This is a genomic window from Nocardia yamanashiensis NBRC 100130, from assembly GCF_001613325.1.
Taxonomy (GTDB): Bacteria; Actinomycetota; Actinomycetes; order Mycobacteriales; family Mycobacteriaceae; genus Nocardia; species Nocardia yamanashiensis.
In genome coordinates this window covers 13,395-30,962 of the sequence record NZ_BDCD01000038.1, presented here as the reverse complement: position 1 = coordinate 30,962, position 17,568 = coordinate 13,395, and the positions used below count along the sequence as shown (strand labels likewise).

Genomic DNA, 17,568 nt, shown 5'->3' with positions numbered 1-17,568 from the left:
CTTGTAGTACAGCCATATTCATGCGCCGACGGCGCATCACACTGAAAATCGCCGGACTACCGGCGATCGCGACGAGCCCCGGCCGGATCGGCCCGGGCCAGTTCGACACATGACTTCACGAAGGAGCGCGATGGGCGCCATTCTCCTGAGCAAAGATGTCCCGGGAACCCTCGGGACACTGTACGAGACCATTGTTTCCCCGGGCACGTGGGAGCACTGGTTCGGTATTCACCGCGATTTCGTGGGCACCCCGCCAGTGCGGCTGGTGCAGGGTTCGACCTTCGTCTCCGAGGTGCTGTTGCACGGCATGAGCGAGGAGGTGGAGTGGACGGTGACCAAACTCGACGCGCCCAACCAGATTTCGTTGCGCGGCCATGGGCATGACGGCGTGCGGTGCGACTTCAGCTACTGGCTGCAACCGTGTGACACCGGTACCACCGTCACCGCGAGCATCGTGTTCTCGGGCCCGTTGATCACCCCGAGCGTCTCGGCCGCGCTCGAAGCCGTCGGATACGACCAGTTGGACTGCACGCTGGGACAACTCGCCGAACTCGCGTACGCGCTACACAGCTGAGATGTGCCGGCCCGGCGGACGCTGCGAGGAGTGCGCCCTTGCTGTGCGCCGCCGCCTGGTCGGGCGCTGGCATCCACATCGGCAGTCGTTGTCGATGAGACGCGGCTGTCATGTGGGCATTCTGGCCGCCGCATTTCCTCATATGCTTCAAATCAATTCGCGCTGGCGTGCAGGCCTCCGATGACGGCAACGATCGCAACCAAGGTCAGTGCTCATTGTTTCGTAGTTCGGGATCGACTCGACAAGTTGGCACGTTAGCTGCGTTCGGCATGTCGGGGCGAGTCGTTTGGTTGTGTGAAATGCCGGATTTACGTAGTTAGATACGCATATATACATACTAATATCTACAGCCCTGTCGGCCTACGGGCCGTAAGCGGCCCCGGTCGTCTTACCTACTCGAAGCGGTTGGCGCTGGAACACACTGTGGTATGGCGTGTCTCGCGCATGCGAGCGAGATTCGGGACTGTCTCCACGAGCCCTCCCTACCGGACTGTGTACTGCCATCTATCCGGTCGGCGGCGAGCCACCCATTGCGACGGCAACTGCGGTAGCGATCGGACCTTCTCGTTCGCTGTACACAGGACGAGTCCCGGACTTGTTTGGCGTGAACAGTCCCAGCGTCGAGCGGGCGTAAGAAAGCCTCAGGGACGATAGCGGCGGGTATGTTCGTCGATCATGCCTGGCCGCGCCGCCGCATTCCGGATCGAGGACATCCCGCCGAACCCGTTGAGCGCGCGCATAAGTCGCGGACGCGGCCCGAGATCGTGCCGCGCCATCGTGAAGGTCACCGCGTGGCGTCGCGGAGCAGCTCGTCGGTGCGAGCCATCCAGTCGTCCATCTGCTCGAGGATGGCGTCGAGGTCATCATTGACGTCGGCCAGCAGTTCGGCGTCGCGACGTCGTGCCGCGGTGCCACGTTCGTAGTAGTCGTTGCTCAGCTCGAGCTCGAAAAACTCTGGGGGCGCGTCGGATTGGTCATCGGCGTTCGTACGCGGAGGCAGATTGCGGTACTTGGGCGGTTGGCCACGTAGGTGCGCGGCGACTATCGACGCGATGGAGTCTGCTGGCAAGGGCGGGATCGCGAGCGATTGGCCGGGGGCGCTGACGAAGGGCATCGGGGCATAGCCGTGGCGGTCCAGGCGAAGGAACAGCGGCTGGTCCGGATCGACGGTGTCGAGGCCGATTCCGGGCAGGGTCTGGGTTTCGAGGGCGGCCTTCGCCAGGGCGTGGCCGTTGTAGCGCTGCAGGGCGGGTCGTACCTCGAGCCAGCCGCGTAGTGCGGTGACCGGGCATCGGTAAGGTTCGTCCGCAGCGAGAATCGAAACCAAAGGCTGTGTGCCCAAATGGATTTCGCGGTCCGAGCAGGCGATGTCCCCGATGGTCAAGCGGGCGATCCGGGCGTAGGGCAGCCCAGCGGCGGCGACGGTGAGGATGGCGGCATTGCGGCGCCCGGCCAGCCCGCCCGGCCAGCCCCAGCGGGGAATGTCCGGCAGCAACCGGTCGACGGCCCGGCGCACCGCCGCTATCCGCCGCGCGCGCGACTCGTCGAGGGCTTGCCGGATGGCTTCGGCCCGTCCGGGGGCTGGGTGTCCGGCCGCGTCGTGGGCTCGATTGATCGCGGTGAGGCGTCCAGCTTGGGTGGCCGGCTTGCCCGGGTGGTCGGCCAAGAACTCCGCCACGGTCAGGGTGGCTGCGGGCAGAGCCTCCCGGTCAGCGGCCGCACACCAGACCGCGAACTGCCGCCAGTCGGTGTGATAGCGCCGTTTCAGGCCGAAAGGTGGTGGTACATAATCGAATTCACTCTCAGCTGTCATCGGATCACAATCCCAGCCGGTGTGCGACCGACTCCCCCACCTCGGAATCCGTGCGGCGGTAGGCCATGACGGTGCGCGGATCACGGGCGCGCAGGTGCTCGGCCACCGCGTCGGGGGCGGCGCCGGCGGCCAGGGCGTGGGTGGCCGCGCCGGCGCGGGCGGAGTGGCCGCGCAGCTTCTCGACTATCTCGGGCTCGATCCCGGCCGCCGCGGCACGGCGTTTGAGGATCAGTGGCACCGAACGGGTGGACAGCCGTTCGGGATACGGCAGGCCGTCGCGATCCAGCGGTCGGAACAGCGGGGCCGCGGTCCGGCGGAATCGGGGCCATTCTCGGTCGCAGATGTGCAGGTCGTCGGGTGTCTCGTCGCGTCGTAGTGTTCTCTGGACGGCGATTTCGGCGCTGGGCCCGGCTGCTTTTGCCAGGTCCGCGCGGTCGAAGGCGGCCAGGACGGCCATCCAGCGCAGGAGGGCGCACCACGGGCAGGTCACCGCCGCGGAGCCGCGTCCCACCTCGATATCGATGCCCGATCCCGTCGGTTCGGCACTCATGTGGATCCGGAGGTGCAGACGGTCTCGCGCACCGTCCTCGCCTGGATGAACATCGCCGAGGTCGAGGGCGACCAGCTCCGAGCGTCGCAGGCCCGCAGCGTAACTCACCAGCAGTAATGCGATATCGCGGCGTGCGGCGATGCGGGCTTTCCAGCCGACGGTGTGGTCGTGGATGCTCGCGACGATCGCGGCCAGGGTCTCGGGAGACAGGGGTTGGGCTCGGTCGGTGTCCGTGCCGGCGGCGCGGCGTTGCGCGGCTGCGGTATCCAGGGCTCGAGCGACGAGGATGCTGCGGCCGGGGGCGGCCAGGCCGGCTTCGGAGAAATGGTGCGCGATGGCCGCGACCCAGGAATCCAATGTCGAACGGGCATACCGGAAGCCGCCGGTCGCGGTGCGGGTCTGTGCGGCGTCGGTGAGGTAGGCGGCGAGCAGCTGCTCGTAGAAGGGCATGTGGGTGGGATCGGCGGGCAGGGGCGGCGTGTCGCGGGCAGCACACCATTCGGTGTATCGCTGCCACGACTTCCCGTAGGCGAGCAGGGTATTGGTCGCTTTGGGTCGGCCTCGGCGCGTGGCCGTCGAATAGTCCCTGATCGTCACGATTGTTCAGGGTACGGGGTTTCCGACCGAATCCAGGCGTCAATGCCGATCGTGTCTATGACCGAGATATCTGTATTGATCAGGCTATTCAGCGTTTCGGGTTCCGATAAATACCTTTGCCGGTATCTCGAACAACAAATCACCGAGTGAGTTCTCTTGGCCTCTACCGGGATCGAGAAACCTCAGATACCTGGCCGGCGGTGCGGCGGTGACGGTCAACCGTGAACCTGACGCCATTTTACTGCTTCTACCTGGTGTTTTCCATCTCATGGCTGGCGATGTTCGATCCGGGTCGCGTGTGGCTAGCTGCGGGCCACCTGGGGTTTCACCGCGCAAGGAACAAGCCGGAAGCCTCCGTTCGCGGCTGGTACCGCAACCTCCTGGCGGCCCGCCGGCTTTGCACCCTGCGAGTGCACTCCCCTCTCCTGCCTGACTGGGCTTGTTCGGCTACGGCTTTCGCGTCGGCGACTGGCAGTCAGGCATCAGTCACTGGCGCCTGCTGAACATCGTCGCAGGTCAACACGCTCTAGCATGCTAGGCGGCCAACAGGCGGACTTTCAGGGTCGAGTGTGGGTCCGCACATCGATCAGGCACCCAAATCGCTCTACGGCCAAAATTGAGCCCAAAACGGCGATTCCGACCGATGCGGCGCGCTGAAAATCCTGCTATTCGGCCCGATTCGCAGAATTTTTGGCATCTTGCCAGCAAACCTCGATGAGTGTTCGAAAGGCGATGGGACGGCCGCGGCCGACACGATGTTCAGGCCTCCGCACTCCCCCGTCCACGGCCGTCGACACGGAACTGCTCGGCGGCCTCGCGCGGTCATCAGCACTGTGGCGCTGGCGATCCTGGTGGTCGGCTGCAATGGCTAGGTCATCCGCTCGGTGTACTCCGTTGTCGGTGCATTCCGCGAATGTCCTGTCGCACAGGACCATAGTTCGTTCAGCGGTCTGCTCGGCGGGTGCACGCATCCTGGAGCGTTCCAACTCGGGACAAGCCAGATCCTCGAATGAGGTGGCTACAGCAGGATTAGGGCAAGCGCGCCCGGCACGGACGGACATCGAGTCTCCGTTGGGTGAAGCTGCGCTGACGGTGACCGGTGTGCTCGCAACCGAACCGAGGACGGACCTCAAGCCCTCATACCGTTCGGGGGTTTTCGACGGGGGCATCTCCGGTTGGACGTCGCGCACGATCCGTTTCGAACGGCCACACGATGATGCGGCGAGCTGCCGGAAACTGACGGGGCAGTCGGTCGAGAACAAGCGGTGTCCGCGAAGGAGTTCGGTGCGGCTCAGCGCTCGCACAGCTCTCGGGCGCAGGTCGGCGTGAAGGGGAACTCGAAACCGATGTCGGTCCTGTGCGTGCGCAAATCGGATTCAACGGCAGCGTTATCCCGTGCGCGTGAACAGATAGGAACCGCGCCGACGAGACCATCGGGGATTGCGCCTGCTCGCCGTCTCATGCGGTTATCGAGACCCACTCCCCCACCACCGTGCTTTCGATGACGGGTTGCTTTTCACCGTGTGTCAATCGTGCTGGCTTCATTGCGGAGCGGAACGTATCGAGCTGTCACGACTCGATCGGGGGGCGACGAGGATTGCATCCGCGCAGTGCTCTTCTCGTGTTCGCGGGTGCACAGGAAGGGCTCGAGCGGGTTCGCTAGTCCTGACCTGCCGTGGTGCAATCATCCAGAAGAAGCCTGTCGCCGGAGTCGTTATGGCAGATGCCGATTTCTACGGCAAGAGCAGTTTCGAACCGGCCTACCTGCCTTAGCCTCAACGGTCTTGCGACGCGCTACAATTCCCACCGTTACAGTTGACAAAGTGCGCGTTCCGCAGGCGACAGTACAGAAGGAGGTGGCAGGGAAAGTGGACGACCGTGACACGACCTTGCAACCCCTCTCCGCATGGCCTGTTCCACCCCTTCGAGACGGCAAGCTAGCTCGAGGATCATCCCCTCAAAGGGTATCCAAGGCGTGCGAAAGCCAGCCAAAAACCACTTTCCAACTGCATGTTTCATGCTATGCATCACCAACCGTCGTAGTTAACGTCGTACCTAGCGTCGTACGCAACGTCGTAGTTAGCGTCGCATGTACGACGTTAACTACGACCCGACAAGAGCCAGCATCTAACCCTCACATGAGGACCCACCTAGCTGGATATTGTTTGACCAAAAAGAATCCGGTCAGACTGGGCTTCCGAACAGCAGTTTCATCGGTCGTTCAGTTACCCCATTCGAGTGCGCTATCAACGGCAGCTGAGACTCCTTCAGAGGAGCCCATGACAGCCGGTGTAGATATGACTTTTACACATGCTCTTGTTGTGACTCCTAGTTCCGCATCTAATTCGGTCTGCTCCTTGGTTTATCCAACGGCTTCAGCAACGCCTCAACATAAGACGGCTCGACGTACGTGGTTACCCGGCAAGTCGAGGGCAGTACACAGTGACGTCATGAAAGCGTTCACTCAGCCACTGTCGCAGACTTCTCAAAAGGCCTTTTCGAACGTCCATTCAGGTGGGGTTGAAGAAGCAGTACCGACGCCATTCGACACGCGCTTGAACAGCGCCAACACCTCGCTCGCAGGTACCGCCATTGCTAGAGCTATCCCACCTACCGTCCATATAGCCTTCGTCACCGGCATTACCAAGCCCATCGACACAGCCGTAAACAGCGCGCATAGCAGGACCGGTTTGCATACCTGGTTCAGCGCTGCTTCTCACGTCGTAGTATCTGCAACCTCACTGGACGATTCCTGTGTGGAAGCGCGTGCAGTCAATGCAACCCTGTTCATGACAACTCTGCGCGCCCAACACTTGGCACTCGCCAGCGCCATGCACACTGGTCTCACTGCTGCATCTAAGACAACCCGACTTATCCCCATGCCGGCGGCCCGCCTATCGCCCAATACCTGTGCCGAGGTAGCAACGCTTACACAGGCCGAGACGATTACCAATCGAATTGCGTTCTCCCGTACCTAACTCGAGGGCTCGTATACTCCCGGTCCTCTGAGCTTGACCACGGCCAAGGCGGAAGTCTCGGTTATTGCGGCTACTACCGCTTGTTGCCTTGCCCTGGCACGCACCGTTGTATCGCCCCTAGGCATGGACATCAGAACCCCACCACAAGCAGCTCGAGCTGCGACGCCGTAGCAGGCTGTCTCGCAGGCATTTCGAACAATCCAACGGGCCACAGTCCACACGGCTTGAGATGAGAGCTCTTTCAGCACATAGTCATTGCCCCTGGCTCACGCCGCCGTCGTACCCCTTGATCAGGGCACGACACACCCCAATCCGGTTGTTGTTCTTGAGGCTTGCGCTCCGGTACTGTCCACGGCGTGACAAGTTCGCGTTTGCCAGATGATGCCCGGGCCGTGAGACGAACGATTCTGGTTGCCAACCAGAAGGGGGGAGTGGGCAAGTCGTCGATCGTCGCCGCCATCGCCGTGGCGGTCGCGAAGCGCGGTAAGCGCGTGCTGGTAGTCGACGCCGATCAGCAAGGCAACTGCACTCTCAAAGACCTCGGGGTGAAAGCCTCCGACGACGGTCGCTCGCTGGCGATGACCCTGCAGTACGGTTCCGCGCTGGAACCGGTGCGGGATGTGCGCAGCGGATTGGACGTGGTCTGCGGCGGAAAGATGCTGGCGCTCGCCGGAACTCTCATCTCCAACTCCGAGCAGCACGGTATCGATCCGCGGGGCAACCTGCTGGCCGCATTGGAGTCGCTGGTCGACAGCGAGGGCTACGACCTGGTGCTCATCGACTCCGGCCCGGGTGACCGCGGCGTGCTCGATCTGCTACTGCAGGTCGTCAGCTGGCTGATCGTCCCGACCAAGGAGGACGACGGCAGCATCGACGGCGCGGAACTACTGGCACGCCGATACCTGATGGCGCGCAAGGGCGGTGCGGCGGTCGAACTGATGGGCATGATCCTCTTCGACTGCAATCCCCGGGCGGTGCGCCGCAACGAGGACACCCTCGGCAAGATCATGGAGCTGCTCGACGGTACCGGCATCGAGCCTTTCCGGAACTTCATCCGGCAGGACAAGGCCACCGCGATCGATACGCGCGCTTTCCATCTGACGCCCGAGGAACTCATCGACTACACCCCGCCCCGGGTCACCGAGGACACCGCCGCCGAGGATGTGCCCGCCAAGAAGTGGTCTCGCGATCCGGGCCCTCTCGCCACCGACTATCAGCTGTTGACCAAAGAAGTACTGCTGCGCTTGGCCGCAGGCGAGCGTGCGAAGGAGGCCGTGTAAATGGCTCGCAAAGGCGCATTCACCGACGACGCGCTTGGTGACATCGATGATCTGCTGCCCCCGGCGCCGCCGCGCCCGGTAGCGGCGTCTCGGCCGCCGGTGGCACAGGCCCCCGCCGCAGCAGTGGTCGAAACCCACGCTCCGATAGCGGATATCGCAGAGACCGAGACTGTCCCCGTCAAGCCTGCCCCGCGCAAGACCACCCGGGCCGCCGCGGCAGCGGGAGACACCGTCGCCAAGCGGACGAAACCGGCGGTCAGCCGGCGAGCGACGAATTCGACGCCCGAGGCGCATGTCGCCAGTCTCGCCGCGGAGGCCTTGCGGCAGCTGACTCATGCTGAGAAGCAGCAGCGTGGGCAAGGCCGCAGTTATGGTGCGGTGGTGCTTGACGCGATCGAGCAGCACATGGACGAGATCAAGCGGCATTTCGACCCCGCGGCCAACGCCAAACCCGCTGGGCGATTGTTCGCGCGTGTCGACCACTCCCGTCCTCGGCGTCGCCGCCATGCCGAGCCTCCGGTCAAGATTCCGCTGGCCGGCATTATCGCCGCGGACCTCGCCCAGCTCGACGAGCTGGTGGTGGAATGGCATGCCGGTAGCCGAAGTGCGCTGGTCGACAAGGCACTTCAGCTCTACCTCGCCGAGGACATCGCACGTCTCGCGGGCGAGGAAGAAGGCGACGAAGACGCCTCGACCGAGAACTGAGCCGCTGCGGTACTCCGTGATGTTCCATGACGCGGGTACCTGTACTTCGGGACGCCACCGGTGATCGCTCGGTCACCGGTGGCCGGTGCTGGCCGCGCTGTGCAGTTGCCAGTGGTGCTCGGGCCAGTCGATGCTGATGCCGCTGCTTCTGTGCAGCAACTGAGTCAGAACGTGGCCGGAAGGCCTCACAGAGAACATTCGTGGCAGCGGCCGCCAAAGTTCAGCCGGGACGAATTCTTGTGCGCTCAGGTGGAAGTTAAGGGGCCGCAATGCCTAGGACGGTGCGGTGCGGCTCGGACGGGAGCCTTCCGAGACGCTGAAGAGGTCGTGCTGGAACAAGATTCGTACGGCCGAGCTGGAGCGGTCGGTGATGACGGGGCGGATTCGAACGACCCAGCTATTGACTGAGCCGGCGAAGGTATCACCCGCGCGCGCCGATTGTGAGAGCTGACGGCACCGCACCGGGCGGTAATCGTCCTGCGTCACAAGCCCTTTCCGCTGGTAGCCGCGATATCGAGCGTCGAATCAGTCGGCTGGGCGAAGCAAAACGGCATGGAGAAGGAGCGGGGACGCATCGCGAATCGGCGTCCGGGTCAACCACATTGGGGGTTGGTCGCGGCGATCCCTGTCCACAACCGCAGCCGAGCCTACTACAGGAATCTCTTCTAGGAAAAGAACTACATGGGGCTCGCGTTTCATGCGTGTCACCTGGGGAAACAATGACCCGGTGTCCGCAAGATATGCGTACCCCGTCCGCAAGATATGCGTGCCGTTCTGGGAAAATCCGGTTTCCGATGTCCGCAAGATATGCGTGGACAACCTGCTTTTCGGCCGAGATCCGGTGCGCTGCTTGTGGATAACGTCCGCAGAATATGCGTGGACAACTTCGCCTCTATCCCGTCCGCCTCTTATGCGTGCGCTCCTGGGACTTCGGCGCCGCATACCTTGCGGACACCGGTCCCGCTCTGCAGGGGCTGGCCTGCGGAGAAGCGGCCGGGCAAGCCCTGCCATCATGATCGCCGGTGCGCATATCTCGCGGACGCCGGTTATCCACCGTCCGCGAGATATGCGTGCGTCGGCGGTCAGCGTCCGCGAGATATGCGCGCTGAGTGGGGAGCTGTCCGCAAGGTATGCGCGACGGCGGCCTGGATGTCCGCAAGTTATGCGCGGCGGGGAGCTGGGAGTCCGCAAGGTATGCGCACTGCGGGGATGTCCGCGAGGTATGCGCGCCACGGAAGGGTCCGCACGACATGCTCGCGCGGTCCGCAAGGTATGCGTCGACGGGCCGGAGGTCGCCGACTCCAGGGAAACTCCGTGGCCATGCCCCGCTCATGTGCTCTGGGCAGGCGGTCGCCGTCCGCAAGATATGCGTGCCCGGATACAGGGGTTGTCCGCAAGGTATGCGCATCTCCCCGGGCGTTCGCGACTTGGCCGAGACGGTCTCCATACCGCAGGTGACCTCGATGAACCCAGCAAGATTCAGTGCCCCAGTGCCTCACCGCGGGTGCCGCTTCGCCGTCGACCGCGGATACCCACGTTCTCGCGAGTCGGGCATCTGTCTAGCGGGCTCGACATCGATTGTCCCAGTGATCGCTTGCCGGGAGTGGATGTGATGTCGTCGACGTCCGCGATTTATGCGCGGGTCGTGGTCGCGCGCGAGTTGCTCATCAGGCCCCTCCGTATACGGTACTGACCTGCCGATGTCCGCGAGTTATGCGTGCGAAATCGTATGAGCGGGCTGGAGATAGTACGGCACGGTGGCACGCCGCGCCGTACGACATGCACCAGCTATCGGCGCGTTTCGTGCCATGCTAGGCGCCATGCCACGACCCAAACGCAGTCCTTTGGACATCGTGCGCGCTGCTGCCGAGGTATGGGACGGCGAGCAGGAAGTCGGTTATCTGGCGCGCGTGTTCACTCAGACGTCGCTGCCGTATCGAGATCCCGGAGATGTCCCCGCCTGGGGACGGCGCAATGGCGACCTGTCGCTGACGGTGCAGCCGGGTATGACCACCGACGAGAACAACAAGACGAGTTCGATCGGCTATCCCTATGGCACGATGCCCCGATTGATCCTGACGTTCCTGTCCACCGAGGCGGTCCGGACCGGGTCGCAGGAGATCGTCCTGGGCGACAGCCTCACTGATTTCATGGGCGCGATGGGGCTGACCGCGACCGGGGGCAAGAACGGTTCGCTGACCCGGATGCGCATGCAATCGCATCGGCTGTTCAATGCGACGCTGACCATCGAGTACAAGGGTGACGCGAACCGTCGCATCGGCGCGAAACTCTATGTCGCCAGCGCGTACAACATCTGGTGCGGCAGTGACGAAGAGCAGCCGTCGCTGTTCTCCTCGACCGTCCGCCTGAGCGACGAGTTCTTCCGCGAGGTCACCGCGCACCCGGTCCCGCTGGACATGAACGCGATCAAGGCGCTCGGCGGTTCGGCGCTGCGCCTGGATGTCTACGCGTGGTTGACCTACCGCATGTTCTCGGTCAAGCGCGAGACCACGGTCCCGTGGGAATCGCTGATGGTCCAGTTCGGTTCGGCGGCAGACACCTCCGATCGCCGCCGCCGCCACCAGTTCCGGCGCGATTTCACCGAAGCCCTCAAGCAGGTCGTGGTGGTCTACCCGCAGGCCAATGTCGATACCACCGACGCCGGCGTGGTGCTGCGCCCCGGCTTGCCCCACATCCCGATGTCACCGGGTTTCCGGGCCCTGGCCCGCGGCTGACACCTGAGCGGAGTTGCGAAATGCGTTGACCCGCAACGGCTGTGACACGGCTATGCGCATAACACGCGGACGTCCGGCTCGAAGCGATGCCGCCGGGCAGGGTCCGGCGGCATCAGCGGGTTCGGCGGTCGCCCCCTGGAATGGCAGATCAGGACGCTCCCGGGCCAGCGCGGACATGGATCCAACCGGTGGCCGATTCGAAGACTGCCCGCGGAATCTGCTCTGTCCGTGGACGCTGGACGTCAGCGGGCCGCCGTTCCGGTGAATTGTGGGTAGCTGGGCGCGGCCGGTGTGGCGCTGTTCATTTTCGGAACCCATGACGAGTCCGAAGGTTCAGCGCGATTCCGGACGGCGGCCCGGATTGATCGGCCCGTGAACCAGGCCCCGGCGGGTTGGTGACCGCCCGATCCCGCAACCCGCCCTTCCACTCGGCTGCAGCCCATGCCGATCGAGCCGGGATTCCATCTGTGCTGGCGTGTATCGCAGCGGGTTGACGCGATCGGTGCTGTCGACGCTGCCGACGGTTTACAAGAATCGACGGCGAACTCGAACTCGTCTCGCCGATTTTTCGAACGACGAGACGATCGCACCGGAGGGACAACGGAAGTGAAGCGCGCCAGCGGCAGTGACGGACCGGCAACCGAGGCACAGTTGGATGCCGTAACCGTTTTGTCGGAACTGCAAACATTGCTCGATGGATCGCGTGCAGACGATCCGGAGTACGCGAATCTGCGAGACCGACGCCTGGTCGCCGCAGCCGCGGCACTCGACCTCGGGCTCGACGCACAGGCCATCCAGGCGATCGGACGTCTTTCCGATATCGAGATGAACGCGGTGCGCACGGTCGCCGAGGAATTCCGGACCAACGACCTCGGCCACTGATGTCGGTGGTGTGGGAACCAGCGGTGACCGCCCCTGTTCGTCCTCCATTAGGATTCCGTGTCGGTACGTCGGTTGATTCTGAGAGGAAGCTCCATGGCACGTAAGGTCATCGTCGAGTTGGTGGACGATTTCGATGGAAAGTCCGCCGCCGAGGAGACGGTGAACTTCGCTGTCGATGGTGTCGCATACGAAATCGACCTGTCCGCTTCGAACGCCACTTCTCTACGCGGGGTTTTCGAGCAGTGGACGCCGCACGCACGCAAGGTCGGCCGCGCTGCAAAGAGCACTAGTGCGACCAAAGGCCGCTCGACCGTCGATCGCGAGCAGACCCAGGCGATCCGAGAGTGGGCCCGCAAGAACGGCTTCGAGGTATCGAGCCGCGGTCGAGTGTCGGCTGAGATCCTCGAGGCCTACAACAAGGCTGGTAAGTAACGTCTGTCTACGAAGTCGATCGGGCCGGCCATCGCGCCTGTCCGATTGCTTCGCGACCCGTGGCGACGCCGCGCTGTCGACTTTCCTCCTCCGGGGGACAAGGCCAGTATCGACCGTGTCGAGGCCACCCGCAGTCGAAGATTATGCCCGAATCGACGAGAGTCGTTGCCGCGCATAGCGTGCGGACATGACCCCGGCCACCATCACCGGTGCACCCTGGGCAGTTATTTACGGTTGCGGTATTCGGCGATTTCGCGTGCGCGGAAGTCCATGTTGTCGCGGTTGTGGAAGAGTGCGAACACTCCCACCGTCGCAATGCCCGCGAGGATGAGCGTTGCCATGATGTACCGCCCTTCGTCGTTCGGAATACAACAGACCTACCGATAAGCCTCAAGTTTGCGCCTTCCGGGCAGGCAATGCGAGGGGAGCACCGACTCCGTGATCTGTGACCTGCCCACATCCGCGGCTGAATGTGATCTGCGCCGCCAACGGCCCGCCGACCAGCCACGACAACCGAAGCCCGCGATCGAAAACTGCGCCTTCCATGACTGAAGGCATGACCCCGCACCTGGTGACCTGTGCCGAGGGCTGGGACCCCGGCCGGGTCCGCCCGGTCGCCGTCAGCGCCGCGGACGCCGCCTGCCTGTTCCACGGCAACGGTTCCCCTTCGTGGTGTTCTTGGGCGACCCCCGACAACCCTTCGGTCATCATCGAAATCGAATGGCGCGAGCGACCTCCCAACGTCTGCTTCCCCGATAACAAGTAGCGGGACTCGCCGTCAGCTCACGACTAGCGGCGAGGAAGGCGGTCTGCGAAAACGGTTGTCGCGCATAACTTGCGGACGACGCAAGCGACGCAGCGCGTCCGAGCCGGGATTCAGCCGATTCAGGACGTGGTATCGGTCCGCCAGCGCCCTGCGGGCAGTACGACCCGTAAGGCCCGGATCTCCTCGACGAGTTCGGCGTAGCCTTCCTGCGCATGGGCGAACCGCAGTGCCGCGTGATGCTGGTGCTGGGCGCCGGGCTGGTGGCGCAGGGTCCATTGGGTTTGCGCATATACGCCGGCGACGTGGCTGATCACCTCGCCGAGGGAGTGGGTGTGGCGGCGGCCGGTGGTGGCGCGGGGCAGGTGGAAGGCGGCCCAGCGGTCGATGAGCATGATCATGGTGTCGATGCGGTGGTGGATGGTGAAGTAGTCGAAGTCGTTGGGGCGGCGGGCTTCCGAGACCGATGCGGTGACCAGGGTGGCGTGCAGGTCGGCGAGTTCGCGTGCCCACTCGATGTGCGGGGAGCTGCCGCGCAGCCTGCCGGCGATGGCGAGCAGTAGCTGTCGTGCGTCCAGCAGCCCTTCGGCGGCGCGCATCGGTTCACCGCCGCAGCGGGTGTCGAGCCCGTCCGGCGTGGTCGCGCTCATGCCCGGCCTCCCGGGAGGTTTGCATCGGGCAGACGTACCAGGCAGCGAGTCCAAGTTCTGCCACGGTCGACGAAACGCTCTGTGTGCGTGCACAACTCGGTCAGTGATCGGGAGACCGGGGAGGTGTGCGGGTAGGGCTCTTCCAATTCGACGACGAAGTGCCCGGTCGCGGTTGCGAGCAGCCGGATGACCGCGGGATCGGGCCCGGCCGCGAGGAAACCGGCGCCCCTGACCGGGGTCTGGACCTCATTGATCAGAGCTACGTAGACCGCGTCCACGGGCTCGACAGCCGAGTTCTGTCCGAAACGAATGAGTTCGGTGGCGACATCGAGCTGAGCCACCGCGGGGATCGCGCCGATCGGAGTTTCCACCAGTACTTGTAGCTCGTCGCGGAGGCGGGCGGGTAGCTCGTCTGTGCTGGAGGAATCGAGGAAATGCACAGTGATGGTGGGTGATTCGGCGAGCCGGCTCGCCGCCGCCCGCCCGGGCGCGCTCAGCTCGGTCAGGTGCGCGCGCGAGGGCACGATCAGGTGCGCGGCGCTGCTGTGCTCGAGCTGTTCGATGAGCTGCCAGAGCACTTCAGTGCCTCCGGTGTCATCGAAGACCGCGTCGAGGTCGATGCCCCAGGTCTGGGCGAGGCCGCGGAGCCGAGGCGCCATTGCCGCGGCGGGATCGGCTCGATCGAGCTCGGCAACCATGTCACGCAGGATGACAGCCGCGGTGAACGGCTCGAAAATGACAGTGCCGTCACCGAATCCCCGATCGGCCGCGTACCGGTGCAATGCGGCGGCGACCACGCCGTGCTCCTGCGCGGCCAAAAGGTCCACGCGGGCGTAACCGAACCACATGACGGGATTCACGGCCGGGACCGGACGAGCAGAGTGCACCGAAGCAGCGGCGCGGCGGCGGGGGAGTGCGTATCGTCGTTCGCGCGGCGGACGTCCGCGTCACCCATGATCATCTGTCGAGTCAATAGCCGAAAGTGCTCTGTGACAATGACATTCGACAGGTCAGTCCCGGCGATACGGTGCCGCGAGGATGACATCCACGGTATCGAACAGGACATTGCCTCGGCGCGGGCATCATGATGGGGCCCTGCGGTGGCGGGCAATGCGGAGTCGATCGGGCCTCAGCCAGTTCGTGGATCACGGGTGGGGCCCGCGCTCAGGTGTAGAGATCCCAGGTGGCCGAGGTGCGGCCGGTACGCAAGGTGGCGAGCCGGTGGGTGAATTGCGCTGCGACGGCAGGGCGATGGCTCAGATCGGGCAGGACCCCGGTGACCATGATCAGCTCCCGGATCCGGGCCAGCACCGGAAAATACGGTTCGCGCCGCACATCGCAGCCATAGGCGGCGGCGAACGCACGATAGAACGCGGGGCGGACGAAGCGCGTCGCGCCCACGGCCTGCGGGACCAGATCCCAGGCCGCGGGGCCGATTCCGGTCTCGTCGAGATCGCACAGCACCACCTGGCCGTCGGCGCGCCGCAGCAGGTTGCCGGTGTGCGGGTCGCCGTGGATGACCGTCAGGGGCAGCTCGTGCTGCCAGGAGCCGTACATGTGCTCGGCGTGCTCCCATTCGGCGGTCAGCCATCGAAGGTCGTCGCCGCCGACGACGGCGCGATCGGCTGCAGCGAGACGAGCGCGTGCGGTGCCGAAGGGATTCCAGTGCGGCAGTGCCCCGTCCGGCGCCAGCGTGTGCAGCGTGATGAGCGGTGCCGCCAGCTCGGCTGGTGACCATGCCGGTGCACGGTCCAGTTCTTGCCAGAAGGTGGCCCAATGCCAGCCGTCGATGTCGATCGGTTGATCGCCGTCCAGCAGCGGGCCGATCGGCGCCCGGCGATCGTGCAACCAGCGTGCGGTCGCGACCGTGCGCCGGGTCCGGTCTGCGGCGTCGGCGCCGCTCGCGATGCGTACGACGACGCCTTCGGTGGGCAGCCGGAAGACGGCATTGACCGTGTATTTGATCAGCTGCGCGCCGGCGGGATTCAAACCGGCTCGTGCGCAGGAGGATTCGACGGCGTGATGCAGCTCTTCGATGCGCCCGGCGTCCATGTCGGTGGTCATCGACTACTCCCGGCCGGCGGGGAGGGGTTTCGGTCGCGGCGTGCGTATCCGGTGCGCGGCCGCGGTGAGTGTGTGCCGGACCGCTTCACAGAGATCGCGGACGTCGGCGCGGGGTGAGGCGAGGGCGGCGGTGTGGGCCATGCGGCCGAGGCGTTCGATGGCGCGGCCGCTGTCGACCTCGTGGGTCAGCGCCAGGGATGCGGTGGCGAAAGTCATCGCGTCATCGATCTGGCCGAGTCGGAAGGCGCCGGTGGCCACGGTGATGTTGTCGAACAGGATGCTGCGGGTGGGCCGTCCGGGGGCGGCGGTCATCAGGGAGGTCCGCGCGGTGTCGATGGCTTCGAGCGTGTGCCGTTCGGCCGTGCGCCCGCTGGTGGTCGCCGCGTACTCGCTGTAGATCACCGACCGCATGCCGGTGTATTCCCCCGGCGTGAAGAACACCTGCGTCCAGGGATCGAGGGCATCGCCGACGCGGTCGATTTCGTCCTCGGCGCGTGAGAGCGCCCAGCGCATCCGGTGTGCGTCGCCGAGCATGGCGTGCGCCCATGCCTCGTTGGCGTAGAGTCGCGCGGATTCGCCACTGCCGGTGGCGACTTGGGCGGGTAGTTGCCCGAGCTGGAACATGCGCAGCGCGGTGTGCGGGTCGCGTTCGAACAAGCTGATCCGGCCGAGCACGTAGAGGATCGACGCGGCGAGACTGTCGGCTCCGGCTTTCCGGGCGAAGAACAATGCCAGTGCGGCGTAGCCGCGGGCCTGATGCTGGTCGCCGATGTCGTGGTGGGCCCAGCCGACCAGGCGGGCCAGATCGGCGCAGGCGATCAGCAGCGCGTGCTCGCGGTCCTCGTCCCGGCAGTGGATCAGCTGCGTGGTGGTGGAGGTCAGCAGTCCCGTGGCCGCGGTGGCGACGGCGGAACCGCCGTGGCGCTGGTCGATCTCGCGTAGCCGGGCGGTGGCGTCACGGACGAAGTCGAGATCGTGGTGGGTTTGCTCGCCGTTCGATCCACCAGCGCTCGCGGGGGGAAGCCAGCGGATCAGATGGTCGGGCGAGCCCACGACCGCGGCGGCCAGGGATTCGATGAAAGTCGCTGCGCCGGAACGGGTGCCGTCGCCCGGCGCACTGAGCCAAGCTGTCGATGCGGGATCGAGTTCGGCGATCGTCTCTGCCGCGCTGGGCGGGTACGCGGTGTCGGGGGAGGGGGCGCCGAGAGCGGCGAGCAGGTCGCGGTAGGTCGTGTTGGGCCGGCGCACCTCGCCCAGTTCCCAGCGTGCGATGTGCCGTTCGGAACATGCGACGTTGAGGCCCTGCCGCCGGGCCTGCTCATTGACCAGCTCGGCGAAATCGCCACGGCTGAGTCCCAATTGCGTGTGGCGAAACAGCCGCAGCTTCCGGCCCCATCCGTCGGGCGTCCCGGAAACCGGAGCGCCGCGCGCGGTTTCGGGGTCGATGACGTCCATAGCAGGCCCCCGCCCTTCGTCAGGCTGCTGAAAGCGCTTGGGGCTGTGGTGCTTCGAATGGCCCCGTGGCCTCGCTCGCGTAATAATTGT

14 protein-coding genes are annotated in these 17,568 nt (G+C 64.9%); 8 read left to right on the top strand and 6 right to left on the bottom strand.

Going from position 1 to position 17,568, the window contains the following annotated elements; translation table 11 throughout:
• The first annotated feature begins 130 nt into the window (after positions 1–130).
• Positions 131–574 (top strand): SRPBCC family protein, encoded by a 444-nt coding sequence (locus NY1_RS35285; RefSeq protein WP_067721513.1) that lies wholly within the window; start codon positions 131–133, stop codon positions 572–574.
• 784 nt (positions 575–1,358) lie between these two features.
• On the opposite strand, the gene NY1_RS35280 is transcribed toward NY1_RS35285, so the two are convergent.
• Together NY1_RS35280 and NY1_RS35275 are read right to left on the bottom strand one after the other, a co-directional pair.
• On the bottom strand, positions 1,359–2,387 hold the full coding sequence (locus tag NY1_RS35280) for a site-specific integrase (protein ID WP_067721512.1): 1,029 nt from the start codon (positions 2,385–2,387) through the stop codon (positions 1,359–1,361).
• A gap of 4 nt (positions 2,388–2,391) precedes the next feature.
• On the bottom strand, positions 2,392–3,534 hold the full coding sequence (locus NY1_RS35275; RefSeq protein WP_067721511.1) for a tyrosine-type recombinase/integrase: 1,143 nt from the start codon (positions 3,532–3,534) through the stop codon (positions 2,392–2,394).
• Positions 3,535–5,984: 2,450 nt separating this feature from the next.
• On the opposite strand from NY1_RS35275, the gene NY1_RS43325 reads away from it, so the two are divergent.
• The 7 genes from NY1_RS43325 (at position 5,985) to NY1_RS35245 (ending at position 13,312) form a co-directional block, all read left to right on the top strand.
• Positions 5,985–6,512, top strand: a complete 528-nt coding sequence (locus tag NY1_RS43325; RefSeq protein WP_157762652.1) for a hypothetical protein — start codon at positions 5,985–5,987, stop codon at positions 6,510–6,512.
• Between the two features lie 356 nt (positions 6,513–6,868).
• Entirely contained in the window at positions 6,869–7,792 is a 924-nt protein-coding gene (locus NY1_RS35270) for a ParA family protein (RefSeq protein ID WP_369690469.1), read from the top strand.
• The gene (locus tag NY1_RS35265; protein ID WP_067721510.1) at positions 7,793–8,497 is read left to right on the top strand and encodes a hypothetical protein; all 705 of its coding nucleotides are present in this window, start codon (positions 7,793–7,795) and stop codon (positions 8,495–8,497) included.
• 1,820 nt (positions 8,498–10,317) lie between these two features.
• Positions 10,318–11,232 (top strand): replication protein RepA, encoded by a 915-nt coding sequence (locus NY1_RS35260; RefSeq protein WP_067721567.1) that lies wholly within the window; start codon positions 10,318–10,320, stop codon positions 11,230–11,232.
• A gap of 441 nt (positions 11,233–11,673) precedes the next feature.
• A complete protein-coding gene (locus NY1_RS43320; protein WP_157762651.1) occupies positions 11,674–12,114 on the top strand; it encodes a hypothetical protein in 441 nt (146 codons plus the stop codon).
• A gap of 93 nt (positions 12,115–12,207) precedes the next feature.
• On the top strand, positions 12,208–12,546 hold the full coding sequence (locus NY1_RS35250; protein WP_067721508.1) for a histone-like nucleoid-structuring protein Lsr2: 339 nt from the start codon (positions 12,208–12,210) through the stop codon (positions 12,544–12,546).
• A gap of 544 nt (positions 12,547–13,090) precedes the next feature.
• A complete protein-coding gene (locus tag NY1_RS35245; protein WP_157762650.1) occupies positions 13,091–13,312 on the top strand; it encodes a hypothetical protein in 222 nt (73 codons plus the stop codon).
• 119 nt (positions 13,313–13,431) lie between these two features.
• Here NY1_RS35245 and NY1_RS35240 read toward each other — a convergent pair whose 3' ends face one another.
• The 4 genes from NY1_RS35240 to NY1_RS35220 all read right to left on the bottom strand — a co-directional run bounded on the left by NY1_RS35240 (position 13,432) and on the right by NY1_RS35220 (position 17,478).
• Positions 13,432–13,959 (bottom strand): hypothetical protein, encoded by a 528-nt coding sequence (locus NY1_RS35240; RefSeq protein WP_067721506.1) that lies wholly within the window; start codon positions 13,957–13,959, stop codon positions 13,432–13,434.
• Positions 13,956–14,819 (bottom strand): hypothetical protein, encoded by an 864-nt coding sequence (locus tag NY1_RS35235; RefSeq protein ID WP_157762649.1) that lies wholly within the window; start codon positions 14,817–14,819, stop codon positions 13,956–13,958. The genes NY1_RS35240 and NY1_RS35235 overlap by 4 nt, the downstream gene beginning before the upstream one ends.
• 304 nt (positions 14,820–15,123) lie before the next feature.
• On the bottom strand, positions 15,124–16,023 hold the full coding sequence (locus NY1_RS35225) for an aminoglycoside phosphotransferase family protein (RefSeq protein ID WP_084535934.1): 900 nt from the start codon (positions 16,021–16,023) through the stop codon (positions 15,124–15,126).
• Between the two features lie 3 nt (positions 16,024–16,026).
• Positions 16,027–17,478: an NsdA family TPR-like regulatory protein gene (locus NY1_RS35220; RefSeq protein ID WP_067721503.1), complete on the bottom strand. Its 1,452-nt coding sequence runs from the start codon at positions 17,476–17,478 to the stop codon at positions 16,027–16,029.
• Positions 17,479–17,568 lie beyond the last annotated feature (90 nt).